Raw genomic sequence first — 24,780 nt, forward strand, 5'->3', positions numbered from 1 at the left:
ATATGAGCATAAAATATGAGTGACCGTTATATCAGGCAAAGAACCTTAAACACTTTTGGAGATGCCGCCCAGGATAAACTTCAGCAGGCTTCAGTCCTGGTCATTGGGGCAGGAGGCCTGGGAGTGCCTGCTTTGCAGTATCTAAACGCCATGGGAGTAGGCCGGCTTGGTATTGTGGATGCAGATACGGTAGATCTTTCCAACCTGCACCGGCAACCTATCTATACCGAAAATGACCTGGGTAAGTTTAAGGCTGAGGTGATCGGGAACTTTCTAAAGGCACAGAACAGCGAAACCGAAAAGGTGATCTATAAAACCTTTTTGCAACCCACCAACGCCCTTGAACTTATTTCTGAATACGACCTGGTGCTGGATGCCAGTGATAATTTTGGCACCCGTTATCTTGTAAACGACTCCTGTGTGATCTTAAATAAACCATTCATCTATGGCGGTCTTTTCGGATTTGAAGGGCAGGTGAGCGTTTTTAATTACCGGGGAGGTCCAACCTATCGTTGTCTTTACCCGGAAATGCCCGACAGGGTGATCGCTGATTGCAATACCCATGGTGTTTTAGGGGTCGTTCCCGGTATTATCGGAAATTTACAGGCTATGGAGGTCGTGAAAATACTCACCGGGATAGGTGAGGTGTTGAGCGGAAAGTTACTACTGGTAGATACCCTAAGCATGCAGACCCATAAAATGAACATAGCTGCCATTCGGGAAAATTTGGAATTAAAGAGCCTGACGAAGGAGCAGTACATGGTACCGTGCAGTTCTATGAAAGGATTAGACCCTGAAGCGCTGGAGGCAGCTGCCGGCGAATTCTTTCTTTTAGATGTTCGCAGTAAAGATGAATTCAGTGCCTATCACATACCCGGATCCCGGAATATACCGCTGGACGAGCTGGGTGATCGCAAAGGGGAAATTCCTGTTGACCGTCCGGTTTGCCTGATATGTCAGCAGGCCATACGAACCAAACCTGCCGCTGCCGTACTTGAAGATCACGGGGTAGCCCTTTATGAACTCACCGGAGGCCTCCGTAACTACCTGGAATTCATCAAAGGTGTAAGAATACCTGACACCCAATAAATGAATATGGCCTCTTCAAAAAGATCTGATATTGCACTTCTCATTCTTGCGGCCGGAGAATCTAAAAGAATGGGGCAGGCCAAACAATTGCTGCCCTGGGGTGAAACCACCTTACTCGGACAAGCCCTGGAGCAGGCATTGAAAACCCCGATAACCAGGAAATACCTTCTTCTGGGAGCCAGGGCAGAGCACATCATGCAGGAGGTTGACCTCACTGGGTTCATCCCCCTTATAAACCCTGATTGGGAAGAAGGAATGGGTACGGGAATTGCCTTTGCGACACGTAAAATGTTGAACGACCTTCCTGATCTAAAAGGAGTGCTGATCATGCTTGCCGACCAACCGGAGGTCAACAGCGACCTGTTAACGGCAATGCTTGATCAATTTGACGCTTCTGAGATGCCGGTTCTGGCATGTGCTTATGAGAAAAAAGCGGGAGTACCTGCCATTATATCCGGAGCACATATGAAGCAGCTCACATCTTTTCAAGGCGATACCGGAGCCCGGAAACTCTTTAAAACCATTTCTGACCAATTGGAACTCTTCGAATTAAATGAATCTCTTCAGGATATCGATGACCCGGAAACCTACCGCCGGCTTCACGATTCATATTTTAAGCCCTGACCCTGAAGAGGGTAACCGGTGAAGTTGATAAGTATCATATTTTTTCAGTGCCCTTTTAACTACCTTCTGCTTTCGTAAATATCACAAAATCAAAGGATCATGGCAGCAGAGAAAAAATATTTAATGCAGGAATGGAAAAGTGGTCAGGAGATGCATGAAGAGGCTGTTTTATGGATCTCATCGTTGGAGTTCATTACCTCTGAACATCACTTTTTCGAAGATCTTCTCAACGCCTATTTCTTGCAGATATCCAACCAAGACCATTATAAAGAAGGCAAGGAACTGGTAACAGAGCTGGGGGAGAACAAGGTTAAGAATGATAGTTTAATTAATGAGGTCTCCACCCATAATAACAGCCTGATCGTATTGTTGGATGGTAAGAACGAATTCGAAAAGGAAGATCAGGTGAAAAGTGAGCACAGGAGTCTTGAAGCAAGAATGAAGGAACACGAAAAAGGTTTTAGAACACTTAAAGGTCATATTTTCGACCTTGTTGCTGCCATCATCAAAGAGATCAAAAAAGACCATCTACTGGGGCCATAAATGAAACTTTAAGAATCTTGACACTCGTTACTTTCTTTACTAATTTTAAAGAAGAATCGGTTTTCACCCGTACATCTTATGGAATTCATCGATTACTATAGCGTTCTAGGATTGGATAAATCGGCTTCTGCGGCCGATATCAAGAAGGCCTACCGCAAATTAGCGAGAAAGTATCATCCTGATCTCAACCCCAATAACAAAGAAGCGGAACTTAAATTTAAACAGCTCAATGAGGCCCATGAGGTCTTAAGCGATCCGGACAAGCGTAAAAAATATGACCGTTACGGTAAAGACTGGGAGCATGCCGAAGAGTTTGAAAAAGCTAAAGCCCGTCAGGGTAAATCATACTCACAACGTTCAGGGCCCTTTACTTATTCAGGTGAAGGTGCCGGAGCCGAAGATTTCTCAGATTTTTTTGAAGCCATGTTCGGAGGCGGAGGTGGTTTTGCAGGAAGAACAGGCAGAACTCAGTTTCGTGGTCAGGATCTTAATGCCGATCTCGAGCTTCATTTACGCGATGTTTACAGCACTCATAAAAGAACATTAAATATAAACGGAAAGAACATCCGCATCACGGTTCCGGCCGGAATTGAAGACGGTCAAACCATCAGGATCAAAGGCCATGGAGGCCCGGGTGTTAACAATGGTCCGGCAGGCGATCTGTATATAACTTTCCGTATCGTTAATACCACTCCTTTTAAGAGGGACGGGGCCAATTTGTATAAAACGGTTGAGATCTCACTTACAAAGGCCGTTTTGGGGGGAGAAATAACTACAGATACATTTGATGGTAAGGTAAAACTAAAGGTGAGCCCCGGGACTCAGAACGGAACCAAAGCTAAGCTGAAAGGCAAGGGGTTTCCACGCTACAAAAAGGAGGGTCAGTACGGAGACCTGTTTATAACCTATAAGGTCAGACTGCCTGAGAAATTAACATCAGAACAGGAAGGCCTGTTCAAAGATCTTGAAAAAACAGGGCTTTAAACCGTGTAAAATGAAAACTAGAATCAGCATAAATAAACTTTGTGAGATCTATGAGATCGATCCCGGATTTGTAATGTCGATCCAGGAAATGGATCTGGTGACTATCTATGTTGAGGGGACTGAAAAATATGTAAGTACAGAAGAATTACCCCTGGTGGAAAAAATGGTGCGTCTTCATTTCGATCTGGGTATCAACCAGGAGGGCCTTCATACCATTCATCATCTGTTGGAACGGATGGAGGGGATGCAGGAGGAGATCAGACGTCTGAGAAACAGGTTAGATCTTTATGAAGATCTCTGAAGTTTATTCCCCGAAAAGCCATTTTTGCCTGTAGGGCTTTTGAACCAATCCAAAGGCTTCGATGGCGTATTTTCTCAGATGATCTTTCATTTCTTCTACAGAGTCTGTCAGGAATAACAGATCCATATCCTCCCTTGCAATGCTTTCTTCCTCTGCCATTAATTGAATGTGTTCGTATAGCTCTTTATGGTATTCCTTTCCAATAAGAACCACGGGAAAGTGACTGATGATCCTGTTTTGTATGAGAGTAAGGGCTTCAAAGAGTTCATCAAGGGTGCCCATACCGCCTGGCATCACAATAAATGCATAGGAATACTTCATCAGCATGACCTTGCGAATGAAGAAATAGGGGAAGTCGATCCATTTGTGCAGATAGGGATTAGGGACTTGTTCTTCGGGGAGTATAATATTACAGCCTATCGATAATCCGTTATTCTCATAGGCGCCCCGATTAGCTGCCTCCATGAGTCCCGGACCGCCTCCGGTCATGACCCCAAATCCCATATCAGTTAGTGCCACACCGATATTCCGGGCTTTTTCGTAATAAGGGTTGTCTTCCAGAAACCGTGCAGAACCAAATACGGTAACACAAGGGCCTAAAAAGTGCATTTTACGAAATGCCTTGATAAAATGATATTGTACCCGAAAGGTGAACAGAAATTCCCGAAAACGGTGCTTAGGCCCTTCCAGGAAACTGCGTTCATCTCTTGCCAGAGCATTGTTTCGGGGAATCATGGGTTACATATACTTGGATAGAAACGAGAAAAAACGTCTTTTCAGGTCGTGAAACATCACGCGTTCGGTTGTCATTTTCTCTCTCATCTCCAGGTGATAACGGAACCCGATCCGGTCTACTGCCTCATTCACTTCATCAATGGTTTCAGCTATGGCATGTTCATGAGCATTGATCTCTTCTTTGAGTTTGTTGATACGGTCTTTGTGAATGATCATCTGGTTTTGAAACTGTCCGAGTTCTGCCAAAACCATATCATCGGTCCAGCGTTGTTCGATCTCGTCAAGTCGGTTTTGAAATGATCGGGTCTCATCGAGCCAGAAGGCAATTTCATTGAGCCAGCTTTTGTGTTCAAAATGCAGGTTGGCATTGTTTACTAAAGTTTCCATGATCTGTGTATTTAATGAATCGATAAGTTAGTGGAAAACAGTAGGTTTAGTAATGATATATATCATTGTTCGACAATACGGCCATCCTCCATGTAAATGATCCTGTCGGTTTGCCGGGCAAAGTCTTCATCATGGGTAACGATGAGGAGGGAAAGCCCTTTTTCTTTTTTAAGTTTTTTAAAGATATTTAAAACATTGTCAGAGTTATGGCTGTCCAGATTCCCGGTGGGTTCATCTCCCATGAGAATGCTTGGTTCATTGATCAGGGCCCGGGCTATAGCTACCCGTTGCTTTTCACCACCCGATATTCGGCGGGCAAGCTTATGACCCAGGTGGCCAATATTCAACATATCCAGGATCTCCATGGCCTTAGCTTTGATCTCTGCATCAGATCGCTCTCCCAGTTTTTGAGCAGGAAGCATGATGTTTTCCAAAACGGTAAATTCTCCTAACAGGTAATGAAACTGAAACACAAAACCAATATGTTTATTACGCAGGTGAGCCAGTCGTGCTGCAGATTGACCGGTTATTAACTCATTATTCAGGTAGAGTTCGCCCTCATAATCAGTATCCATGGTAGAGAGTATATAGAGCAGGGTACTTTTACCACAGCCTGATTTACCCATGATACTGGTAAACTCTCCTTTTTTGATCTCCAGGTTAATGTTTTTAAGAACGTGAAAATCTACCGGCTTACGGAAATGTTTATTGAGGTTATGTGTTTTAAGTACAAAGTCCATAAGCTTGTTAATTTCCGCGAATTATCCTGACAGGGTCAATGACCCTCGCCTTTTTTGAGGGCAGGTAGCCGGCGATAAAGGTTGAAAGCAATGCAAATAAAATCCCGATCAGGTAATACCAGGGGTTAAAATTGATGGGGTAGGTAGAAATGGTGGGTAAGGCTTCGGTATTGAAGGGAACCTGGTTGATGAGCAGTGAAAGTATAAGTCCGAAAATTAGCCCGCTCACCCCTCCGACCCCCCCAATGATCATCGCCTGGCTCATAAAGACGGCCTGAACATCCTTTCCGGTAAAACCGGTGGCTTTAAGAATAGCAATGTCGTTCATTTTTTCATAAATCAGCATGTTCAGAATGTTATAAATGCCAAAGCCGGCAACAATGAGCAGCGTTATGGAAACGGCATAGGTGATCAGGTTACGGATATTAGTACCGGTTTCAAATTGGGCGTTGGCCTCCTGGATATCACGGGCATCGACCTGAAATTGTCGTTCAATATCTCTGGCCATCTCAGGTGCCAGGGTAAGATCTTTTAATTTAACATTGATATCGGTAATGTAGGTGGCATTCTCTCCAACAATACGTTGGGCTGTCTTAAGGTTGACATAGCTTTGAATATTGTCGATATCTGCGATCCCGCTCTGATAGAAACCCACTACTTTGAGTGGAAATACTTCTCCTTTTACATTGCTCACCTGCAGCCGGTCTCCGGGTCTCAATGACATTTTTTTTGCAAGTCCTGCGCCCAGTAAAATACCGTTCTCTGTGTTGTTCAAAGCTTCCGGAGAGCCTTCAACGATATAATCATTAAAACCTGAAAGACGTACTTCTTCAGGGATGTTGATGCCGGTGAGGTTTCCACCGAGTTCGATAGCTCCTGAGAGATAAAAGATCTGTGTGGTCAGCCTGGGCGTTGCACCGCTTACCTCCTCCCGGGTCCTGAGGTAATTCAATAAAGGAAGCCCGTTGTAAATATTACTTTTTTCAAATTTAGGTTTGATATGATGGATAAGATGTTCCCCGGGACTGTAGAGTTGATCAAGAGTTATGGGTTGATCTTTGCTCGGGCTCACCTCATTGTAAATATGGATATGGGGGGTTTGATTCAGGATCAGATTGTCGAGCATTTGATTGAGTCCGGTCATAAAACTTACCAGGGTAATATAGGCCGTAATGCCGAAGGTTACCCCAAGGGTAGCGGTCAGGGTGCTCTTAAATTTAGAGAGCAGATGCTTTCTGGATATCCCGAGAATAACCTTCCAGTTGATCATGTACCCGGTTTTAGCAATTCTGTATTTTCATCAATTCCGGAGAGTATCTCTACCTTGTCAAGGCTTCGCATTCCGGTTTCTACCCTGATAAGTCCGTCTTTTGTGCGCACCAGGGTATCGTTCACCAGGTAGGCACTGGGAATGGTCAGGGCGTTGTTCTTATGAGCGGTTATGATATTGGCCTCTCCGGCAAGCCCGGCATACAGGCGCTGCGGAGGGTTGTTAAACTCGGCTTCGACCAGGAAACTCTGATTTCTTTCGTTTTTCTCAGGCAGTATTCTTGTAATTTTTGCATGAAAGGTCTCTTTTCCATAAGCATCCAAGGCTATTACAACCTCTTGCCCGGGAAGCACCCTTACGATATCTTTTTCATCGACCATGAGTTCAATAATGAATGTATTCATGCTGCCAATATTGCCCAGTGAATGCTGCTGGGTGATCAGCTCTCCGGGTTCTTTGTGAACTGCATAGACCTTTCCGTTTATCCTCGATGTCACTGTAAATTCATCCTTTGATATACGGGAAGTGGCGTAATTGTTTTCGGCTTTTTGAAGACTGGTAAGCAGTTCTCTCTCCGTACGGTGGTACTGCTGTTGGAGTAAGCTCAGTTGATTGCCGCTTAGTTCATAGGCCAGCTTTTTCTGGTCGAAGGTGTTTTTAGACCCAATGCCCTGTTCCCACAGCCGTCGCTGTCGCTCAAAGTTTACAGAATCATTGTAATACTGCAATCGCGCTGTACGAATCTGACTTTTTAATTCGTCGAGCATATTGTCTTCTCCTGATAAATTTTTCTGAGCAAGTTCCAGGTTGAGTTTTGCATTTTCCACTTGCAGGAGGGGGGTATTATTGACGATCTGAAACAAGGGTTGCCCTTTGGAAACAGTATCACCTTCACTCACCAGGTTTTGCTGGAGGATACCTGCCACCGCGGCATAGACCTCATACAGGCTGTCGGGTTGAATGGTTACTGAAGCATATACCGATTCTGTGAGAGGGGTGGTATCAGGATAAACGCCTGTTTTTTGCCGTGTACATGAGAGCAGCAACAAAAAGAATATTATACAAACTTGATATGCCTTCATGACCTCCCCAATTTTAGGATCCTTAAAATACGACCAATACCTGAGTTTTATATATGATATTTATCATAACTTGTAGGGGTTATATGTCCTAATTTAGTTTTAAACCAATATTAAGTATATCATGAAAAAGATTTTAGTACCTACAGACTTCTCTGAGAATGCCGTTCATGCCCTGAAGGTGGCTTCTCAGCTGGCAAGGAAATACAACGCTAAGTTGTACTTGCTGCACATGCTTGGAATATCTCAGGCCATCATTGGAAAAGATGAGGCCAACGAGGGAGCTGAAGCGATCTATTACATGAAACTCGTTAAAAAACGTTTTGACGACCTTCGCAATGAAGATTATTTACAGGGGATAGAGATCGAGGAACTGGTTCAGAATTATAAAGTTTTCAGTGAGATCAACAATGTTGCTCATGAGAAAGGGGTCGACCTGATCGTGATGGGATCTCACGGAACCGGAATGATCAATGATTTCTTTGTGGGATCGAATACAGAGAAAGTGGTAAGGACAAGCGATTTTCCTGTGTTGGTCATCAAAGCCGATCGTCCGGACTTTAAGATGGAAAAAGTTGTTTTTGCATGCGATTTTGACATAGAGAATATCCATGCATACAGAAGGGCTATGCATTTGTTCAAAAAGTTCGAAAGTGAGGTTCACCTTTTGTATGTAAACCTTCCGAATCAGAACTTCTTAAGTTCATTTGAAATGGAGGAGAAGGTAATGAACTTTTTAAAGGAGGCTGATGAGGGAGATCTTTCAAATCTGAATAAAGTAACCTATCACTCAGATTATACGATTGAGAACGGGATCTATAATTTCAGTGCCCAGACCGGGGCTGATCTGATAGCCATTCCTACTCATGGAAGAAAGGGATTATCGCACTTTTTTATGGGAAGCATAGGGGAAGACCTGGCTAATCATGCAGAATTACCGGTGATCACCTTTAAGATCTGATCAGATTAACCGTGTTGAGAGATGATCTGAAGGAGTTGCTGCTTGGGCAGTACACCTGATTGTCTCCAAAGCTGGCGACCGTCTTTAAACAGGATCATAGTAGGAACTCCTCTGACCTGATACCTGGCAGCCAGTTCGGTGTTTTTATCAACATCGATCTTTACAATCTTTAAACTGTCGCCCATTTCATCTTTAACTTCTTTGAGAATGGGCGACAGCATTTTACAGGGGCCGCACCAATCGGCATAAAAGTCTACCAGTACCGGTACCTCGTCTTTAATAATGGCGTTAAAATTACTCTTCATGTTCACTGTGGTTTCTACCTGTAAATTTAAGAATATCAGTAGATTATTGGAAGTTTCCTCTCTTATTTTGGAGTAGGCAGATGATTCCTGCTATACACGGTGTTATCATATGGGCTTTTGTGGTTCGTTGTATTAATTTAAAAGGTAATCAGCTCGTAAACAGGTAATTCAGGGTAATTTTTATATTTTTAAGTAATTAAAAATCAATCCTTTCCATGAAATATTACCATTCAACATCTTTAAAAGATATTTCTTTTGATGAAGCCATAACTAAAGTGACTGCAGCCCTGAAAGAAGAGGGGTTTGGAGTTCTCACAGATATTGATATTCAGGACACCCTTAAAAAAAAGATAGGAGCGTCATTATATAAATACAGGATCCTTGGGGCTTGTAATCCGGAATTCGCCTATAAGGCCTTGCAAAAGGAGGATAAGATCGGTGCCATGCTGCCCTGTAATGTGATTGTTCAGGAAAAGCAAGAAGGTGAGGTAGAAGTATCTGCTGTAGATCCGATAGCTTCAATGAGCGCCGTTGAGAACCCCGGCCTGGAAGATATAGCTGAAGCGGTTAATGCAAAGCTTCAACGAGTGATAAGAAGTTTGTAAAACGCTGAAATTAAGAGCAATGGCTGATAATTATCATATCCTGAAAAGGAAATATGTGATACATTCCTTGTAAACAGCAAACCATATAAAAAATGAAAAGGATCGTATTGCCAACAGATTTTTCCGATAACGCATGGAATGCCATTTCATATGCGGTACAATTGTTTCGCGATGAGCCTTGCGAATTCACTTTTTTACATACCTATGTGCCTGCCTTGTACCGGGTTGATTATGCGATCGGAGGCCCCGCTTACAGTGGTATAGACGATGCCATGATACAGGCTACGATCAGCGGCCTGGAAAATACCGTGGCACGGGTAGAAAAGGAATTTCCGAATTCAAATCACACCTATCACCAGCACTATGCATTCAATCTACTTACCGATGAGGTGAAAGAAGTGTGCGAGGAAAAGGGTGTTGATCTCATTATTATGGGGACTAAAGGCGCAACAGGAGCTGAAAAGATCCTGTTTGGATCTAATGCCGTTTTTATGATGCGTAAGGTGAGTACCCCCCTGATCGTAGTGCCGGGAGATTATCAATACACCCCGCCACGGAACGTTTTGTTTCCGAACGATTTCCTTAAAATTCCGGAGGCTGATGCTCTTATTCCACTTACAGAACTGCTGCAGCGTTATGAGGCACGGTTAAATGTTGTGCATGTAGAGGAAGATCGGGAATTAAGCAAACAACAATTGCACAATAAACAAGTGTTGTATGAGCGCCTGAAAGGATGTGACTTTGATTTTAATGAAATAAAGAATGCTTTTATGCCGGATGCCATTAAAGACCAGGTGCATGCCGGAAAATATGATATGCTGGTCATGATGAATCGTAAACACTCATTTTTGGAAAGGGTCTTACTCAGGCAAAATGTAGATACCCTGGGGTTTGAAGTGGAAATACCTTTTCTGGTGTTGAGAGAACAATAATAATAACGGATGAATAAGATCTTATTACCGACAGATTATTCGGAGGTTTCTGTAAAGGCTATTGACTATGCATCAAAGCTTTTCGGAGATTACGGATGTGAGTTTAATGTAGTGCACTCTTTTCTGCTCAGCAGATCAGGACTCTCACGACTCCGAAAGCGGTATAAAGACACTAAGGACTTTCGTAAATCAGAAGCAGCAGCCAAGGATGAGATGCGCAAGCTTCTTCGTTCTCTTTTAGAGTCCCATAAAAATGACCCTCATGTGTACAGGGCGTATGTTACGGCCCAACGCATTCCGGATAGTATAAAGCAAAGTGTGCTGGAACTGCAATGCGATATGGTCGTTATGGCCACCACCGGGGCATCGGGCCTGAAGGAAGTATTCCTGGGGAGTAATGCTGTAAAGGTGATCAAGAAGATCGACTTCTGTCCGTTGCTTCTTGTTCCGGCCGGCTATGAATATGTTCCGGTAAAAAAGATCCTGTTCGTCAATGATTTCAGAAGAAATTTTGAAATAGAAGAGCTTACCCCGTTAAGAGCAATGGCCAGGGTAACCGGAGCCAAAGTGGTATTGTTGTACGTCAATGACGGAGAACCTTTTACTCCCATCCAGGAAGGAAACCGGGTAAAACTTCTGGAGATGTTTTCGGGGATCGAAGTGGAAGAGCAACAAATGCCTATGGATAATTTTTTGACGGATATCATTGAAGAATACAGTGAGAATCACGGGGTAAATATGCTGGCCATGATCAGGAATAAGCACCACCCTGTGTACCGGTTGCTGCGGGAACCCGTGGTAAAGCGTATCGCATTCAGCAGTGCAATACCTTTTTTGGTGATGCCTGAGGTAGTTTAGATAAAATCAAATAAAATAAAATAAAATGAAACGTATCATTATACCCACCGACTTTTCAGCTCATGCCACCCAGGCCGTTGAGTACTGCCATCGCTTGTTTGAGGGAGAAGAGGTAACCTGGGTATTGTTGCACACCTTTGGTGCCGATGTCTATGCCTCGGCAGCTTCTATGGGACTCAAGGCAGACACCTCTGCAATGGACACCCTCCTGCAGGCATCCGATTCCAGGTTACTGCAATTGAAAGAAGATCTTCAAAGTACCTTTGGTCAGGAAAATTTTACGTACGAGATTGTATCCAGATATGATTTTCTTCCCGAAGCGATCAATTTTCTGCTGAGTGAACAACCTGCCTTTATGGTAGCCATGGGTACCCAGGGGGCTACCGGAGCCAAAGAGATCTTTCTGGGGAGTAATGCCGTTCGGATCATGGAAAAAGTAACCGATACTGCAGTGTTTGCTATTCCGGAACAGGCATCATTTGTAACTCCGCGTAAAATAGCCCTGGCAACTACCTATTCGCACCTGCCGGTAGATTCACAGATGGAAGTGTTTAAACATTTTGCCAGGGTGTTCAGGACAGAAGTGACCATGATCCATATTTCTGATGAGGTGCGTTTGAATGAGAAACAAGTGCAATACCGTAATTGGTTGCAAAAGGCCCTGAGTGACCACGATCCGGCTATCTACACCCTCAACAATAAACATATAGGGAAGGCCATCGAAGAGTATATTGAAAATACCAGTACAGATATACTCGGGATCATAAGCAGAAAACACGGTTTTTTCGAGAGTTTACTGAAAAAATCAACCCTGAAAGACCTCGGATATCACAGTAAAATACCACTGCTTGTAATGCATCACCAATAAATTTTTAAAACCTGAAGATTATGAAAAATGTAGGCGTATGGATGGATAAGGAAAAAGCTATGATCGTAACAGTGAATGGTACAGAAACCGATATGACCATCCTTGAAAGTGAAGTAGAAGATTTCAGAGCAGTGGGAGGATCACGATCCAAGACCAAATGGGGGCCTCAGGATGTGGTACAGGACAGTAAGTATACCGAACGGGAAAAGCATCAGATGAAACGTTATTTTGAAGAGCTTTCAAAAGCCCTTGCAGAAGCAGACCTCCTGGTACTTTACGGTCCGGCAGATACTAACAGGAAATTCAAGCATTTTCTTGAAGACCATCATAAGAACATGGCCGAAAAGGTAAAGGCCGTTGAAAAGGCTGATAGCATGACAGAGAACCAGGTGAAGGCCCTGATAAGAGACTACTTTAATAATGGCTGAAAAGCTTCATGTTTTTTAGAATTGGCTACCGGTCACATATTTATCACCAAATCGTCGGGGGAAAAGGTCGAATTTTCCCTCGACAAGATTAAAGCCTCTCTGAGAAGAACCGGGGCTGATGATCCTTTGATCGAAAAAATTCTCGCTACCCTTGCCGATGAGGTATACGATGGTATTACCACCGGGGAAGTCTATAACCGTGCCTATGCCATGTTAAAGCAAGCCCGCTCTGTGCTGGCTTCCAGGTATAAATTAAAAAGGGCCATCTACGAACTGGGCCCGACAGGATTTCCTTTTGAAAAATTCATAGCAGCCATTCTCCAGTATTCCGGGTACCATACCGAAACCGGGGTTGTTATAGCGGGGAAATGCGTGCATCATGAGGTGGATGTGCTGGCCCGTAAAAACGGAACGGTGACCCCGATAGAATGTAAGTTTCACGGACAGCAGGGTATTAATTGCAATGTGAAGGTACCCCTTTATATATATTCGAGGTATACCGATATCCTGGAGAACTGGAAAAAGGAAGATCAGCTGCAACCTGTGTGGGTGGCTACCAATACACGATTTACAAAAGACGCCATTGAATACGGCCATTGCAGGGGGATGTATCTTTTAAGCTGGGATCTGCCGGAAGGGGATAGCCTCAAGGAGCGGATCGACCGATTGGGGTTATACCCCATTACAGCCTCTTCACTGCTTACCTCCCGGGATAAGAACTACCTTTTGGAAAAGGGAGTGGTTTTATGTCGCGACCTTATGAAGGAGTCATTTTACCTTGATCATGCAGGGATTTCTGAATCGCGACAGAAAAGAATACTTGATGAAATGCATAAACTCTGCCAATGTGGAAACCACCTTTAGCATAAAATTTCTTGGAGCAGCAGGTACGGTTACCGGATCTAAGTACCTTTTGGAAACCTCTGAACTCAGGATCCTGATCGATTGTGGTTTGTTTCAGGGAGAAAAATCACTTCGGGAAAAGAACTGGGAACCTCTGGAGGTTGATGCCTCTACCATTGATCTGGTGATTCTTACCCACGGTCATCTCGACCATGTGGGCTTTCTGCCCAGACTGGTACGACTGGGGTTTCGCGGTCGTATTTACGCTACTTCTCCCACCCTGAGCATTACCCGCATTATTCTGGAAGATTCTGCTAAGATCCAGGAAGAGGATGCAGAACAAGCGAATCGGGAAGGATATTCCAGGCATGATCCGGCTTTACCCCTCTATGATCAGCATGATGTGGAAAGCACCTTTGATCGTTTAGACCCACAACCGGCGGGAGTCTATATTGAATTGGCTCCCGGCATCGGGTACAAACATCATTACGCTGGGCATATTCTCGGTGCTACCTGGTTGACGTTTGAGATTCATGGTAAAACGGTGGTGTTTTCCGGAGACCTGGGAAGGGAAAATGATCTCCTGCTCAGGGAGGTTGAAAAACCAAAAAAAGCAGACATCATCATTATGGAGTCTACCTATGGAGACAGAGAGCGCCTGGAAGAGGATGTTAATGAGCTGCTTGTTTCTTTGGTCAATGAGGTCATACACAAACGGGGAAATTTAATAGTGCCGAGTTTTGCAGTAGAAAGGGCCCAACTCCTGGTGTATTATTTCTGGAAGCTGTATACCAGAAACCGAATCCCTGCCATTCCGGTAGTGGTAGACAGCCCCATGAGCAATAAGGTGTTTGACAGTTTTTTCAAATATCCTGACTGGCATAAACTTGATATAGCGACCCTGGGGGAGATGTTGAATTATGTTGAAGTAGTAGATTCATATCGTGATACCTGGCGGATAATAGATCGGAAGCAGCCTAAAGTGGTCATTGCAGGCAGTGGTATGATCACCGGTGGCAGGGTGCTCACCTATCTGCAACAGCTCATAGATGAGCCCGAGACCATCGTTTTACTGGCCGGTTACCAGGCCGAAGGCACCCGGGGAAGGGACCTTCTGGAAGGAGCAGCAACCTTAAAGTTTTTTGGAAAGGAATACCCGGTAAGGGCCAGGGTAGAGTGCCTGCAAAGCCTATCGGCCCATGCCGACCAAAGTGAATTACTGGATTGGTTAAGCGACCTGGAATCAACCCCCGAGAAGATTTTTCTGGTACACGGAGAACCCGAGGCAGCACAGGCATTAAAAGAAGAGCTCGAAAAGAACTACGGGTTTAAGGTGGAGATCCCGGAGATGGGAACTGTTAGGGAAATAGGGATGTAGGGAAATAGGGATATGTGGGGAGCGAACGGTTGTAAAAGGTCTGGTCGACCTTTTACAGAGAGCTGCCAGCTGGTGCGCGGGCGATATAGTTAGTTTAGCGGTACAGGGGCGAAGGTGCCAGGCGGCGCGCTGGTTAAAATCGAGCGTGTAAAAATCAGCCAGTGACTGTTTTAAGTATAAAGGAGTGTCAATTTTCAAGATTTATTTCTGTACTGATCATTCCGGTGGTAAAAGCGTTTTGATTTAAAACCGGGGTTATATCAGGCGGATTGTTGTTTATGGAAATGCTCTCCATGTGCGGACGAAAATCCTTTGCGTAGAAGGTCTTTGATCTTTTGAAGGGGAGCGATGCCAGTGCAACGACCCCTCCTACGAGGAATCCGGCCAACCCAAAGAATATGATTGTATCACCGCGAGTAAAGAAACTATTTTCTTCAAAGGATAGGGCTCCTGTAACTAAACCAAGTGCCCCAAATGCTAATGATGACACTCCGATCCTGTATCCCGCTGAGCGACCTGTTTTGATCTTGTAAAAAGAAGAATAGGGGTATTCGATTCTTTCTCCATGTCTTTGAATAATAATGGATTGATCGGTAATGGAAATCACTTTTCCATAGCCTGTTTTATGATCAGAATGATCATAAACTCTAATGAATTTATGCATCAATTAGGTGGTGTTTTGACACCACACACTCCACTGGAATAGTATGATGATAAACGGGATCATTGTTTTCATTGGAATACAGCTTTAGGAGATTTATTCAATTTATTGTGAGATCGGTGTTTATGAGGAATGTGAACGGCTTTATTAGTTCTGGGGTTTCCATTATTCAGGTTTTTCATAGCCTTAGCAGTTATAAGTTCTTTCAAATACTTTGGTAATATCTTATCGAGCACCAGGAAGCTTTGGTTAACCTTTCCGGGAATAATGATCTCCTTACCTTCCATTAACTTATCCAAAGTGATCTCTGCCACCTCTTCGGGGTTCATTATGGATTGTCTTGTAAACCACCCGGCGGTTCTGTTCTGATATGTATGACTGGCGGAAGTGTTCATGCCACCCGGGCAAACCACGCTTACCTTGACTCCCGATCCCTTTAACTCTCTTCGTAAGCTCTGCGAAAAACTTAGTATAAATGCTTTTGTAGCCCCATACACCTGTTTGCCGGGTAAGTAAAAATAGCAGGCAAGACTGCCCACATTTAAAATGTTTGAAGGAATGTTTTGTTTGAGCGTGGGCAAGAAAAGTTTTGAGAGTAAGGTAGGGGTGAGCATATTCAGGTTCATCTGCAATTGCAGGTAGTCCCAGGTGAGGTTTTCAAGGTAATCCCTGCTCAGAATGCCGGCGTTGTTAATCAGTGAATTGATCTTCAGATCTTGCTCCTTCACAATAGTATACAGGGCATGACAATTCTCTGAACGGGTAAGATCTCCTTCAAAGATATGTACTTTAACATCGTAATTGCGTTTCAGGAAAAGTGCCAGTTCAGGTAGCCCTGATCCGGGTAGGGCAGCCAAAACCAGGTTTTTCCCTCTCCTGGCAGAGCCAACCGTCAGAGCTTTACCAAAACCCTGACTGGCCCCTGTTATTAATGTAAAGGTATCAGTTTTCATTGTTCATAAATTTTAAGGTGTTTTCTATACCTCTTTCAAGGCCTGTTGTATTATAGTGAAGGAGTGTTCTGGCATGGGTAATCATAGCCTCTCTCTCTGTGAAAAGTGAATCCAGGAGCTTGGGATTGAAAGTGCCATGTACACCAAGTAGTTTACCCACCAGGTAAATAAATTTTATTATCGTACGCACCAATCCATAGGGGAGGCAGATTAGTTTTAAGCTGCTTCCACTCTTTTCGCGAGCTATCCTGATCAGATTGCGGTAGTCGCAGTTTTCACCTCCGACGATGAGCCTTTCGTTTAAGGGACTCCCCGGATGCAGGCATTTTTCAATAGCGAGAAGGGCATCATCTATGTAAAGGTAGTTCGCTTTTGTGTGAAGACGGTTTGGCAGGATCATGCACTTTCCCTTTGCAATCCGTTGTAGGAATCGATTAACACCATTAGAAAAAGTGTAATTCCCGGGGCCATACAAGCGGCTGACATTGAGGATGAGATAGGGCACACTATCTTTTCCAAAATCAATGACCAGTTCTTCAGCCATAGCCTTTGTTAGTTCATAGTGATTTTGATAGGCTATAGTTCTTGGTTGCTTTTCATGGATAGGAACTCCCGGAAATGACTTCCCCAGAACTGATAAGGAACTAATAAAGATGAATTTTTCGATGTTATGATTTTTTGCAGTGATCAAAAGGTTATAGGTGCCTTGCACATTGGCATCATAAAATTTCTTCATATAGGGGTCATTCATTCTTGTATAAGCCGCGGCGTGAATGATCGTTGTACAGCCAAGTATAGCTAGGTCAATTGTAGAGGGCTTTGTCAGGTCTCCTTCAAAGATTCGGATATTGTTGGTGTCAGAATGCTTCCAGCTGCATCTGTTCCGACATAATCCATGTACGGTGTAGCCTGCCCCTGCCAGGTGCAGGGCAAGTCGACTTCCAAGGTATCCTGTGACTCCTGTGATCAGAACTTTCATTTTTTTATGGGTTTTAGGATTAGGTGATATAGTAAAAAGCCTTCATGGCTCAGTGACAGTAGCAGGTGAAGGCAGATTGCCGGCCAAACCGATTGACTGTGAAACGTGGTATAACATAAAACCAACCCAAAAGGGATAGTTCCTATGAGTTCAGCCTTTGAATCCCTGATATGGATCAGGAAATACAGTATGAGGTTGATCAGTACAGCAACTAAGGCGTTTGTGAATAGTAATACCCCCAGGAACAGTACACCGCGAAAGAATAATTCATAAACGGTTAAGTAAATGATTCTTGAGATCAGGTAGGTGAATGCGTTATAATAATCGGGAAGTATCTGTTTGAAAGTTTGTTCTTCCAGTACCTTTCGGGCAGAAAATATACCCAGCCCTGTTGTCATTAAGATCAATACGAGATATGTAGAGGTTAAATATCCCGAAAAATGGGGCTGTTTTAAAAGGGAAGGTAGCGAAAGATAAGGGGTTGGTATTACCAATGAAAAGGCAAGGATACAAGTTCCCATGATTTGCATTTGAATGAGCTTACCACTAATCGTTCCCAGTTTTAGTTGTTGCGAAAGTCGTTTTTCCTGCTTTCCTGCAGCTTGGAGCGAAAACAAGAGGAAGGCAAGAAAAACAACTGTACATAGCGATATGTGATGGATAAGGTTATTCATTATTCATTGCAATTAACTGTACCTGGAATAGGGGTTGTATGGCAATTACCCTAACACAATGACCATTGTTATAGTGAAAAATATTTCGGCCACCATTAGGAAGGGTTACCAGGTATTTGTCTTGAGCGATCTTGTGTACACGACTGAACTCTTGGTGATTGTCACAATACACTTCCATGCCGTCATAGGGTTCCTTAAAGTAAAGGGTGATCAGGTTGGTTGAAATGGGAGCGTCAGGCAATTCAATGGTTTGGTTACCCCTTGAGGCCCGATAACGCCCCTTGGAATAGTGAAGAAGTATCCTGGGTTTTGCACTTCCGTTGATACTTCTGTTGATCTCAGAAAACTGAAGCTTTTCTTCGTGATAAACACTGTTTTCGCGGGCTTCAATCTCAATTTCACGTATAAATTTGAACTTGATTTGGTTTTCAGCCTTATAGTAAGTACTGTCGTTTCTAACTATTCGCTGCATATCAATCTTTCCTAAAGTTTTATTTCCTTTTAGAACCTTAAAAGAGAGATGCTTGTTTTGGCTTTGAAGGGGGGTAAGAGCAGATAAAAGGAAACAAAGTAAAAAGGAGATATTTCTTTCGGGGCGGCTGATCCTTTGCGACTTAGTTTTACCGGTCCCCCTGAGAAGTCTTCTTACATATAATATTACCAGGACCCAGATCATGATCGTTTTAGTTTAGTTTTAACTGCCGTTATCTTCAGAATTTCCTGTTTGAAGAAGAACAGAAGGCAACGCCTGATTGAAATTAATTTGGATCGAAATTATATATAGCCGGGAAAGAAGGGGTCCCGGAAAGATGATTTTCAATAAAATAGGAGAAATGAGAAACTATTTGAAATGGCCGATAAAGTGGATTTTACCTGCTTAGAGCCTGAAAATATCTAATGATTGGACCTGTTTTTTTTATGGAGAAGGATGAGGTCCGGATACTATGAATTTCAATAATCCCGGAACAGATCAAAGGTTTTTATTTCGAAAAGAAGATGGGGTTTCTCCGGTATATTTTTTAAAGGCCGAGTAAAAGGAAGACTTGGAATTAAAGCCACATTCAAGCCCAATGGCAACAACCGTATAGTCTTGGAACTCCTCATTTTTAAGATATTTTTTGGCTTCAGCCACGCGAAATTCGTTGATATAATCAGCGAAATGTTTGCCCGCCATTTGGTTAATGATCTGTGATGTATAATTAGAACTTATTCCTATATCTCCAGCCAGGTTGTCCAGGCTGTACAGGGGGTTTAAAAAAGGTTTTTTCTCTTTCATAAAACGATCGATCTCCTGCAGTTTTTCCTCTTGTTTTCCTCCAAACTGGTAAACCGAATTATTTAGCCTGCTACTTTCTTGAGCCTGGATAAGGCTTCTTAACTGAAGCCTGTTCTGATTGATGGAAAATTTAATGAAGCCGCGGTAACCCAGGTAATATAGTAAGACGGAACTGCTTATCTGTAAAGGGTATTTGATAAAATTATTGTCAGCATCTAAATTGAGGTTAACGGCAATAAATGATAACCAGAGGAAAATAACGAGGAATCCCATATAAACAAATTTTCGCAGCCAGAGTACGTCCTGATAGTAAAGCTCCGAAATGGCAAATTTACCGGGATTGAAAATGATCTTTATGATCAAATAGAAAAAGTAAATACTGTAACAAGCATTAATGAGTTCTACCGAATGGTCGAAAGTATTAACAATGTCTTCCCGGCCAGGAGTGAAATAAAGAATTAGCCCCGTCCATATAATAAGTTCAATGCAAAAAATTATCGTGGTGATCCTGAAGTAGCTTTTAACTTTGTCTGCAAGTCCGAGAAAGTTAATGGTAAATGCATAAAATGAAGGCAGAATGAAAAAATACCAGGGTACATGAAAGTTTCTCAGAAAATTATTATCGAAAATAAGGCCTTTTTCAATAAGGTAGGCCTGAAGATTGTTTAGGGAAAGAAACAAGACCACCAGGTTCAGATAAACAACAGGTTTTTCGATCTTTTTCCTCATGGTGAAGGTGACGAAAATAAATAACCCTCCCTGAATAATTCCTGCCAGTAGGATAAAGTTTACAATTTCGGCTATCATTCCTGTATTTCTTGCTATTTAAAGTTAATTGATTTTCTGAAATAATTATCAAACTATTTCTATAAGAAACAGTAAATGAGTGCTTTATGTTTTTTTGTTTGTCGATGATCTTTGATAAAAGTTTAATACAATTGACAAATTTGTGAACGTCTAAGCGTCAATAAATCAGTAAATTAGTGTTGATTTGAGCAGGTCTTTTGAAGTTGCGATGGGTTGGTTCGTTGATTATTAAGGTCCGGGGAGTGATCTGTTCGCATTTAGCTGTTCTAGTGAAACTGTTCTGCACAACATTTAAGTATGTTACCCTGTTCCTCATCTTTATAATGGGGACGATTTTCAGTACCCAATTAAATGCCCAGTTCTGGCAAAAAGACACCATTACCTATAAACACCTTACAAGAAAGGAAGGATTAACTGCAACGGATGTCTATCAGGGCTATAAAGACTCTCAAGGGTACCTGTGGTTTATTACTGATCATGGCTTAACACGTTATGACGGAATTGATTTTAAAAAGTTTCTCCACGATCCCTTAGATGAATATTCCCTGCCCGATAACAATGTAATGGCCATCGTTGAAGATCAACACTCAGATCTTTGGATAGCTAACCTTAAGGGCGTTTGTTTTTATGAAAGAAAAACAGGCAGATTCATTAAAGTGGAGATACCCGGATTTGATCCCGGAATTAATAATCTTATCCCTTCTATGACGGTAGATACTAGTGGAAATATCTGGTTAGCTACCCAGAATTCAGGAATTTTTCGAATAAGCAGGCGGGAGGACGGTACCTTGAGCTCTGAGCAGTTTTTGGGAGATAAGGGTATAAATTATGTTTATGCCAGTGCCCGAGATACATTGTGGTATGCAGACTATGAGGGGTATACGTATATGTGCCCATTGCGAACCGGAGATAAACCGGGTCGGGAACCGCTATTTCAGGCCGGAAAAACGTTGACATGGTTTTATTACGAATACGGGCCCTATATTTTCAGTTCTCATCCCGATGGGTTGTATGCCTACCATAAGCAAAAAGGTACTGTTGATGAGATACTTTTCGGGGCTGAACAAAAGCGTTTGATGGTTGGTAAAATTGTAAAGGAGAAAGGATCAACTGCTTGGGTAGCCACCAACATGGGAATCTGGTTAGTAGATCTTGAATCTGGCGAGACCATGAATCATCTGCCGAAGGAGAGCGAAGATACATATGGAGTGATCGACGATTTTGTTACCAATCTCATCAGGTATGATGAGGAAACCCTGGTGGCATCGACTCCCAAGGGGGTTACCTTGATCGATTTCAATAAGAATGTATTTAGTATACTTCGTCAGGATAAGAAGTCACTTAGTTCGCTTTATGGTAATCATATTAAAGATGTCATTCAATACAATGAGGAAATGTGGCTTGCCTTAAATGACGGTGGTATTAATTACATCAATAAGGAAGAATCCTTTTATTTTCCTCCTTCACTTTTAACAAATGATGATAGCAACGTAAAAAATGGTGTTCAGGCCCTGACTCTAGATACATTGCAAAACAGGCTTTGGTATGCTACACGTTCCGGACTCGGGTTTGCAGATCTTATAGAGTTTGATCCCGGCAATCCGGAATTTTATTACTTTGAGCTTGATGGTGATGCTGATTTTGTTGAGCGCAATGAACTGATCAATGAGATCAAAATAGATGCTTTCGGTATTCTGTGGGGAGTTAGCAGAGGTGCCGGGCTCTTCAGTGTTAAAAAGGATGGAGATGAGCCGCTATTCATGCGTACTTATAGTCAGCTCATTCCTAAGAACACTACACGGTCAAACGGCTATCTGTTTACACTCGAAATACAAAATGACAGCATTCTTTGGGCAGGTGCTCTTGATGGCATGAGACGCATTGGGTTTAAGGGTCAGGAGCTTAAGGAAAGTGTATTTGAGCACTTTGGCAGGTGGGTTAATACGTCAGAGGTTTCCGGCGATCTCATTGAAATAGGAGATATTCTCATTGATAGTAAGAATAGGGTATGGGTAGGCATGAATAACGGACTTGGTCTCTATGAAGAAAAGACCAATACATTTCGTGCCTGGTCTAGTTTTGCACATGTTTATAGCCCAAGGGTAAAAAACCTACTGGAAGATCAAAATGGAAATTTATGGCTTACTACCAGCCAGGGGTTGTTTGAATTTGACCCGGAAACGGAAACCTTTACTATTCATGCACCAGGGGGGAAGACTCCGATCACGAAATATGAATTCCATTCGGGCTTTGTAAATCCAAACGGGACTGTTTTACTCGGAACATATGATGGGCTGCTGTATTTTACACCCTCAGACACTTATGGAGAAGCTGATTTGGGAAATATTTTTGTTTCTAACCTTAGGCTAAGAGATAGTTTGGTAACGTATATGAATGGGGTAGGAATTGAATATCTGGGGTATCGGGAGAACGATCCGGAAATAAAGCTCTCTGAAGGTGATTTACCGGTAGTCATGGAGTTTAACCGCATTGCCATTGCTTCAGACCGAAAAGATTCATTCATCCACCGTTTACTTCCCAATACATCTTCCTGGAACAAGTTGACAGGAAATGAAATTCAACTGATCGACCTGGAGCCCGGAAGCTATACGCTGGAAGTTAGTACGATGAGTACCCGGGGACAGGTTTCTGGTACACCACTTGTTTTACACCTGAACATGGCTGCAGTATGGTACAAAACCACCCTTGCTTATGTAGTTTATTGTGCATTGCTCTTATTGCTCATTACCGGGTTTTACCGAATTCGTTTAAACAGGAAGATAGCCAGGGCAGAGCGTCAAAAATTGCTGGAGATTAACGAGATGAAGGATGATTTTTTCGCCAATATCACCCATGATTTCAGAACCCCGCTTACCGTGATCATGGGGATGACCGAAACCCTCAAAGGGAAATTGACTTTATCCTCAGAAAAAAGCTTTTTGAAAGGGCTGGATATGATCGAAAGGAATGGAAGTATGCTGTTGAAAATGGTCAATGATATTCTTGATCTCTCTAAAGACAACCGGGGTGTAATGACAGGAGAAATGGTTCATCAAGACATAGTGTTCTTTGTGCGTTATCTATGTGAAGGCTTTCAATCGCTGGCTCGTGTAAAAAATGTTGATTTAATATTGAAGACATCCCATCAGGAAATTTGGATGGATATGGATCCATCGAAAACAGCAGCGATACTCAGAAACCTGATCTCCAATGCTCTTAAATTCACACCAGCCGGAGGTAGTATTACTGTACAATTGGATAAAACCGACCGGGATCTTGAAATAAGGGTGATCGATACCGGAGTTGGTATGGAGAAGGATCTTCTTGAGAAGATCTTTGATCGTTATTTTACCACTGCTCCCGCAACTCACGTTGGGAGTAAAGCACATTCCGGGATCGGATTAGCCATGGTGCGCCAATATGTCCGACTTTTATCGGGAGAAGTGAGTGTTAGGAGTAATCCCGGTAAGGGAAGTGAATTCTCTGTGTGTTTGCCGTTGTTGACCAATGCCGATAAAGTAAGCAAAAAAGAAGTGCTTCAAAGAGCTTTTGGTATTGAGCATACTGCTGGTTACAAAGATCACTACCCAGGTACTGATCAACCTCGTGAAAAATCTGAAGGAAATCTCAGGGTTTTAGTGATCGAAGATAATAAGGATGTGTGCCATTATATTGAAACGATCCTTGACTCCCGTTACGACCTCTTTTTTGAACATCACGGTACTGCCGGGGTGCAAACTGCCCTGGAAGAGATCCCTGATATCATTCTGAGTGATGTTTCCATGCCGGGGCTTGATGGCTTTCAGCTCTGTGAACAATTACGAAATGACAGAAGAACAGATCATATACCCATCATCCTTTTGACTGCCAGAGCCGCAGATAAGGATCGCCTTACGGGCCTTCAGGCCGGAGCCGATGCCTATCTTACCAAACCTTTTATTCCGGAAGAACTACTCCTTAGGATAAACAAGCTCCTGGAACAGCGGGAGCGTTTACGGGAGAAATTTGCAGTGCCCGGGTTGAAGTTTGAGGGTAGGGCACCTGAAGAGCGATTTATAAACCAGGTTGTGGAGTATGTGGAGGAAGATCTGTCAGATACCGGTTTCGGACCCGATGCCCTGGCTGAGAAAATGAATTTGAGTACCTCCCAACTCTACCGCAAGATCAAGAACCTAACCGGGCGATCTACAGCCCTGTATATTCGTGCAATTCGCTTACAACACGCCCGGACTCTCTTAAATAAGACCGACCTCACTGTTGCTGAGGTAGGTTATCACTGCGGGTTCAGTGATGCTTCCTGGTTTTCTAAATGCTTCAAGAAAGAATTCGGTGTATCTCCAAGTGAATTGACCAATTTAGGGGAAACCCTTTAGATCCGGAGGTCTGCAAAAGCTTTTGCAATAATACTCCATTAAATTGCACGAATACTACCATACATTTCCTTGTTCTCCCGCTAATTTTATTTCATAAAAATTCGTTTCAGAATTTATTCTTATTAAG

26 protein-coding genes are annotated in these 24,780 nt (G+C 43.0%); 14 read left to right on the plus strand and 12 right to left on the minus strand.

Going from position 1 to position 24,780, the window contains the following annotated elements:
* Positions 1-15: 15 nt before the first annotated feature.
* The 5 genes from E7Z59_RS05720 to E7Z59_RS05740 all read left to right on the plus strand — a co-directional run bounded on the left by E7Z59_RS05720 (position 16) and on the right by E7Z59_RS05740 (position 3,541).
* On the plus strand, positions 16-1,089 hold the full coding sequence (locus tag E7Z59_RS05720) for a HesA/MoeB/ThiF family protein (protein WP_136335314.1): 1,074 nt from the start codon (positions 16-18) through the stop codon (positions 1,087-1,089).
* Positions 1,090-1,095: 6 nt separating this feature from the next.
* Entirely contained in the window at positions 1,096-1,713 is a 618-nt protein-coding gene (locus E7Z59_RS05725) for a nucleotidyltransferase family protein (protein WP_168731247.1), read from the plus strand.
* Between the two features lie 99 nt (positions 1,714-1,812).
* Positions 1,813-2,256, plus strand: a complete 444-nt coding sequence (locus E7Z59_RS05730) for a hypothetical protein (RefSeq protein ID WP_136335316.1) — start codon at positions 1,813-1,815, stop codon at positions 2,254-2,256.
* Between the two features lie 78 nt (positions 2,257-2,334).
* On the plus strand, positions 2,335-3,240 hold the full coding sequence (locus tag E7Z59_RS05735; RefSeq protein ID WP_136335317.1) for a DnaJ C-terminal domain-containing protein: 906 nt from the start codon (positions 2,335-2,337) through the stop codon (positions 3,238-3,240).
* Between the two features lie 10 nt (positions 3,241-3,250).
* Positions 3,251-3,541, plus strand: a complete 291-nt coding sequence (locus E7Z59_RS05740; RefSeq protein ID WP_136335318.1) for a chaperone modulator CbpM — start codon at positions 3,251-3,253, stop codon at positions 3,539-3,541.
* 3 nt (positions 3,542-3,544) lie between these two features.
* Here the strand turns inward: E7Z59_RS05740 and E7Z59_RS05745 are convergent, their stop codons facing one another.
* The 5 genes from E7Z59_RS05745 to E7Z59_RS05765 all read right to left on the minus strand — a co-directional run bounded on the left by E7Z59_RS05745 (position 3,545) and on the right by E7Z59_RS05765 (position 7,755).
* Positions 3,545-4,276 (minus strand): LOG family protein, encoded by a 732-nt coding sequence (locus E7Z59_RS05745; protein WP_136335319.1) that lies wholly within the window; start codon positions 4,274-4,276, stop codon positions 3,545-3,547.
* A 3-nt stretch (positions 4,277-4,279) separates the two neighbouring features.
* Complete coding sequence (locus E7Z59_RS05750) at positions 4,280-4,663, minus strand: hypothetical protein (RefSeq protein ID WP_136335320.1); 384 nt, start codon at positions 4,661-4,663, stop codon at positions 4,280-4,282.
* Between the two features lie 62 nt (positions 4,664-4,725).
* Positions 4,726-5,403, minus strand: a complete 678-nt coding sequence (locus E7Z59_RS05755; protein WP_136335321.1) for an ABC transporter ATP-binding protein — start codon at positions 5,401-5,403, stop codon at positions 4,726-4,728.
* A 7-nt stretch (positions 5,404-5,410) separates the two neighbouring features.
* Positions 5,411-6,673: an ABC transporter permease gene (locus E7Z59_RS05760; protein WP_136335322.1), complete on the minus strand. Its 1,263-nt coding sequence runs from the start codon at positions 6,671-6,673 to the stop codon at positions 5,411-5,413.
* On the minus strand, positions 6,670-7,755 hold the full coding sequence (locus E7Z59_RS05765) for an efflux RND transporter periplasmic adaptor subunit (RefSeq protein ID WP_136335323.1): 1,086 nt from the start codon (positions 7,753-7,755) through the stop codon (positions 6,670-6,672). The genes E7Z59_RS05760 and E7Z59_RS05765 overlap by 4 nt, the downstream gene beginning before the upstream one ends.
* 121 nt (positions 7,756-7,876) lie before the next feature.
* Here E7Z59_RS05765 and E7Z59_RS05770 point away from each other — a divergent pair, with 121 nt between their 5' ends.
* Entirely contained in the window at positions 7,877-8,713 is an 837-nt protein-coding gene (locus tag E7Z59_RS05770) for a universal stress protein (protein ID WP_136335324.1), read from the plus strand.
* 5 nt (positions 8,714-8,718) lie between these two features.
* Here the strand turns inward: E7Z59_RS05770 and trxA are convergent, their stop codons facing one another.
* Positions 8,719-9,018, minus strand: a complete 300-nt coding sequence (trxA, locus tag E7Z59_RS05775; protein ID WP_136335325.1) for a thioredoxin — start codon at positions 9,016-9,018, stop codon at positions 8,719-8,721.
* Between the two features lie 215 nt (positions 9,019-9,233).
* Between trxA and E7Z59_RS05780 the strand changes: the two genes are divergently transcribed.
* From E7Z59_RS05780 to E7Z59_RS05810, 7 genes are all read left to right on the plus strand, one after another.
* Positions 9,234-9,623 (plus strand): DUF302 domain-containing protein, encoded by a 390-nt coding sequence (locus E7Z59_RS05780; protein ID WP_136335326.1) that lies wholly within the window; start codon positions 9,234-9,236, stop codon positions 9,621-9,623.
* 92 nt (positions 9,624-9,715) lie between these two features.
* The gene (locus E7Z59_RS05785; RefSeq protein ID WP_136335327.1) at positions 9,716-10,555 is read left to right on the plus strand and encodes a universal stress protein; all 840 of its coding nucleotides are present in this window, start codon (positions 9,716-9,718) and stop codon (positions 10,553-10,555) included.
* A 9-nt stretch (positions 10,556-10,564) separates the two neighbouring features.
* The gene (locus tag E7Z59_RS05790; protein ID WP_136335328.1) at positions 10,565-11,413 is read left to right on the plus strand and encodes a universal stress protein; all 849 of its coding nucleotides are present in this window, start codon (positions 10,565-10,567) and stop codon (positions 11,411-11,413) included.
* Between the two features lie 25 nt (positions 11,414-11,438).
* Complete coding sequence (locus E7Z59_RS05795) at positions 11,439-12,281, plus strand: universal stress protein (protein ID WP_136335329.1); 843 nt, start codon at positions 11,439-11,441, stop codon at positions 12,279-12,281.
* Positions 12,282-12,301: 20 nt separating this feature from the next.
* Positions 12,302-12,709, plus strand: a complete 408-nt coding sequence (locus E7Z59_RS05800; RefSeq protein WP_136335330.1) for a hypothetical protein — start codon at positions 12,302-12,304, stop codon at positions 12,707-12,709.
* 21 nt (positions 12,710-12,730) lie between these two features.
* Positions 12,731-13,573, plus strand: coding sequence for an ATPase (locus tag E7Z59_RS05805; protein ID WP_136335331.1), 843 nt, complete (start codon positions 12,731-12,733; stop codon positions 13,571-13,573).
* Entirely contained in the window at positions 13,533-14,930 is a 1,398-nt protein-coding gene (locus E7Z59_RS05810) for an MBL fold metallo-hydrolase RNA specificity domain-containing protein (protein ID WP_136335332.1), read from the plus strand. Before E7Z59_RS05805 ends, E7Z59_RS05810 begins: the two co-directional genes overlap by 41 nt.
* A 187-nt stretch (positions 14,931-15,117) precedes the next feature.
* Here E7Z59_RS05810 and E7Z59_RS05815 read toward each other — a convergent pair whose 3' ends face one another.
* From E7Z59_RS05815 to E7Z59_RS05840, 6 genes are all read right to left on the minus strand, one after another.
* Complete coding sequence (locus E7Z59_RS05815; protein WP_136335333.1) at positions 15,118-15,594, minus strand: hypothetical protein; 477 nt, start codon at positions 15,592-15,594, stop codon at positions 15,118-15,120.
* Positions 15,595-15,662: 68 nt separating this feature from the next.
* Complete coding sequence (locus E7Z59_RS05820; protein ID WP_136335334.1) at positions 15,663-16,544, minus strand: SDR family NAD(P)-dependent oxidoreductase; 882 nt, start codon at positions 16,542-16,544, stop codon at positions 15,663-15,665.
* Positions 16,534-17,523, minus strand: coding sequence for an NAD-dependent epimerase/dehydratase family protein (locus E7Z59_RS05825; RefSeq protein ID WP_136335335.1), 990 nt, complete (start codon positions 17,521-17,523; stop codon positions 16,534-16,536). The genes E7Z59_RS05820 and E7Z59_RS05825 overlap by 11 nt, the downstream gene beginning before the upstream one ends.
* On the minus strand, positions 17,520-18,197 hold the full coding sequence (locus tag E7Z59_RS05830) for a CPBP family intramembrane glutamic endopeptidase (RefSeq protein ID WP_136335336.1): 678 nt from the start codon (positions 18,195-18,197) through the stop codon (positions 17,520-17,522). The genes E7Z59_RS05825 and E7Z59_RS05830 overlap by 4 nt, the downstream gene beginning before the upstream one ends.
* Positions 18,190-18,873: a DUF6134 family protein gene (locus tag E7Z59_RS05835; RefSeq protein ID WP_317130458.1), complete on the minus strand. Its 684-nt coding sequence runs from the start codon at positions 18,871-18,873 to the stop codon at positions 18,190-18,192. Before E7Z59_RS05835 ends, E7Z59_RS05830 begins: the two co-directional genes overlap by 8 nt.
* Positions 18,874-19,167: 294 nt before the next feature.
* On the minus strand, positions 19,168-20,280 hold the full coding sequence (locus E7Z59_RS05840; RefSeq protein ID WP_136335338.1) for a helix-turn-helix domain-containing protein: 1,113 nt from the start codon (positions 20,278-20,280) through the stop codon (positions 19,168-19,170).
* A gap of 323 nt (positions 20,281-20,603) precedes the next feature.
* Here E7Z59_RS05840 and E7Z59_RS05845 point away from each other — a divergent pair, with 323 nt between their 5' ends.
* Positions 20,604-24,653 carry an ATP-binding protein gene (locus tag E7Z59_RS05845; RefSeq protein ID WP_136335339.1) on the plus strand — a complete coding sequence of 1,350 codons (4,050 nt, stop codon included), beginning with the start codon at positions 20,604-20,606 and terminating at the stop codon, positions 24,651-24,653.
* The last annotated feature ends 127 nt before the right edge of the window (positions 24,654-24,780 follow it).

The sequence above is a fragment of the Robertkochia marina genome, assembly GCF_004799345.1.
GTDB classification, from domain to species: domain Bacteria; phylum Bacteroidota; class Bacteroidia; order Flavobacteriales; family Flavobacteriaceae; genus Robertkochia; species Robertkochia marina.

Coding starts and splice junctions, on each gene's coding strand:
- E7Z59_RS05825 (WP_136335335.1), bottom strand. CDS start 17,523: ATGAAAGTTCTGATCACAGGAGTCACAGGATACCTTGGAAGTCGACTT.
- E7Z59_RS05740 (WP_136335318.1), top strand. CDS start 3,251: ATGAAAACTAGAATCAGCATAAATAAACTTTGTGAGATCTATGAGATC.
- E7Z59_RS05840 (WP_136335338.1), bottom strand. CDS start 20,280: ATGATAGCCGAAATTGTAAACTTTATCCTACTGGCAGGAATTATTCAG.
- E7Z59_RS05790 (WP_136335328.1), top strand. CDS start 10,565: ATGAATAAGATCTTATTACCGACAGATTATTCGGAGGTTTCTGTAAAG.
- E7Z59_RS05725 (WP_168731247.1), top strand. CDS start 1,096: ATGGCCTCTTCAAAAAGATCTGATATTGCACTTCTCATTCTTGCGGCC.
- E7Z59_RS05735 (WP_136335317.1), top strand. CDS start 2,335: ATGGAATTCATCGATTACTATAGCGTTCTAGGATTGGATAAATCGGCT.
- E7Z59_RS05830 (WP_136335336.1), bottom strand. CDS start 18,197: ATGAATAACCTTATCCATCACATATCGCTATGTACAGTTGTTTTTCTT.
- E7Z59_RS05770 (WP_136335324.1), top strand. CDS start 7,877: ATGAAAAAGATTTTAGTACCTACAGACTTCTCTGAGAATGCCGTTCAT.
- E7Z59_RS05820 (WP_136335334.1), bottom strand. CDS start 16,544: ATGAAAACTGATACCTTTACATTAATAACAGGGGCCAGTCAGGGTTTT.
- E7Z59_RS05815 (WP_136335333.1), bottom strand. CDS start 15,594: ATGCATAAATTCATTAGAGTTTATGATCATTCTGATCATAAAACAGGC.
- E7Z59_RS05765 (WP_136335323.1), bottom strand. CDS start 7,755: ATGAAGGCATATCAAGTTTGTATAATATTCTTTTTGTTGCTGCTCTCA.
- trxA (WP_136335325.1), bottom strand. CDS start 9,018: ATGAAGAGTAATTTTAACGCCATTATTAAAGACGAGGTACCGGTACTG.
- E7Z59_RS05760 (WP_136335322.1), bottom strand. CDS start 6,673: ATGATCAACTGGAAGGTTATTCTCGGGATATCCAGAAAGCATCTGCTC.
- E7Z59_RS05810 (WP_136335332.1), top strand. CDS start 13,533: ATGAAATGCATAAACTCTGCCAATGTGGAAACCACCTTTAGCATAAAA.
- E7Z59_RS05745 (WP_136335319.1), bottom strand. CDS start 4,276: ATGATTCCCCGAAACAATGCTCTGGCAAGAGATGAACGCAGTTTCCTG.
- E7Z59_RS05795 (WP_136335329.1), top strand. CDS start 11,439: ATGAAACGTATCATTATACCCACCGACTTTTCAGCTCATGCCACCCAG.
- E7Z59_RS05720 (WP_136335314.1), top strand. CDS start 16: ATGAGTGACCGTTATATCAGGCAAAGAACCTTAAACACTTTTGGAGAT.
- E7Z59_RS05785 (WP_136335327.1), top strand. CDS start 9,716: ATGAAAAGGATCGTATTGCCAACAGATTTTTCCGATAACGCATGGAAT.
- E7Z59_RS05780 (WP_136335326.1), top strand. CDS start 9,234: ATGAAATATTACCATTCAACATCTTTAAAAGATATTTCTTTTGATGAA.
- E7Z59_RS05730 (WP_136335316.1), top strand. CDS start 1,813: ATGGCAGCAGAGAAAAAATATTTAATGCAGGAATGGAAAAGTGGTCAG.
- E7Z59_RS05845 (WP_136335339.1), top strand. CDS start 20,604: ATGGGGACGATTTTCAGTACCCAATTAAATGCCCAGTTCTGGCAAAAA.
- E7Z59_RS05750 (WP_136335320.1), bottom strand. CDS start 4,663: ATGGAAACTTTAGTAAACAATGCCAACCTGCATTTTGAACACAAAAGC.
- E7Z59_RS05755 (WP_136335321.1), bottom strand. CDS start 5,403: ATGGACTTTGTACTTAAAACACATAACCTCAATAAACATTTCCGTAAG.
- E7Z59_RS05800 (WP_136335330.1), top strand. CDS start 12,302: ATGAAAAATGTAGGCGTATGGATGGATAAGGAAAAAGCTATGATCGTA.
- E7Z59_RS05835 (WP_317130458.1), bottom strand. CDS start 18,873: ATGATCTGGGTCCTGGTAATATTATATGTAAGAAGACTTCTCAGGGGG.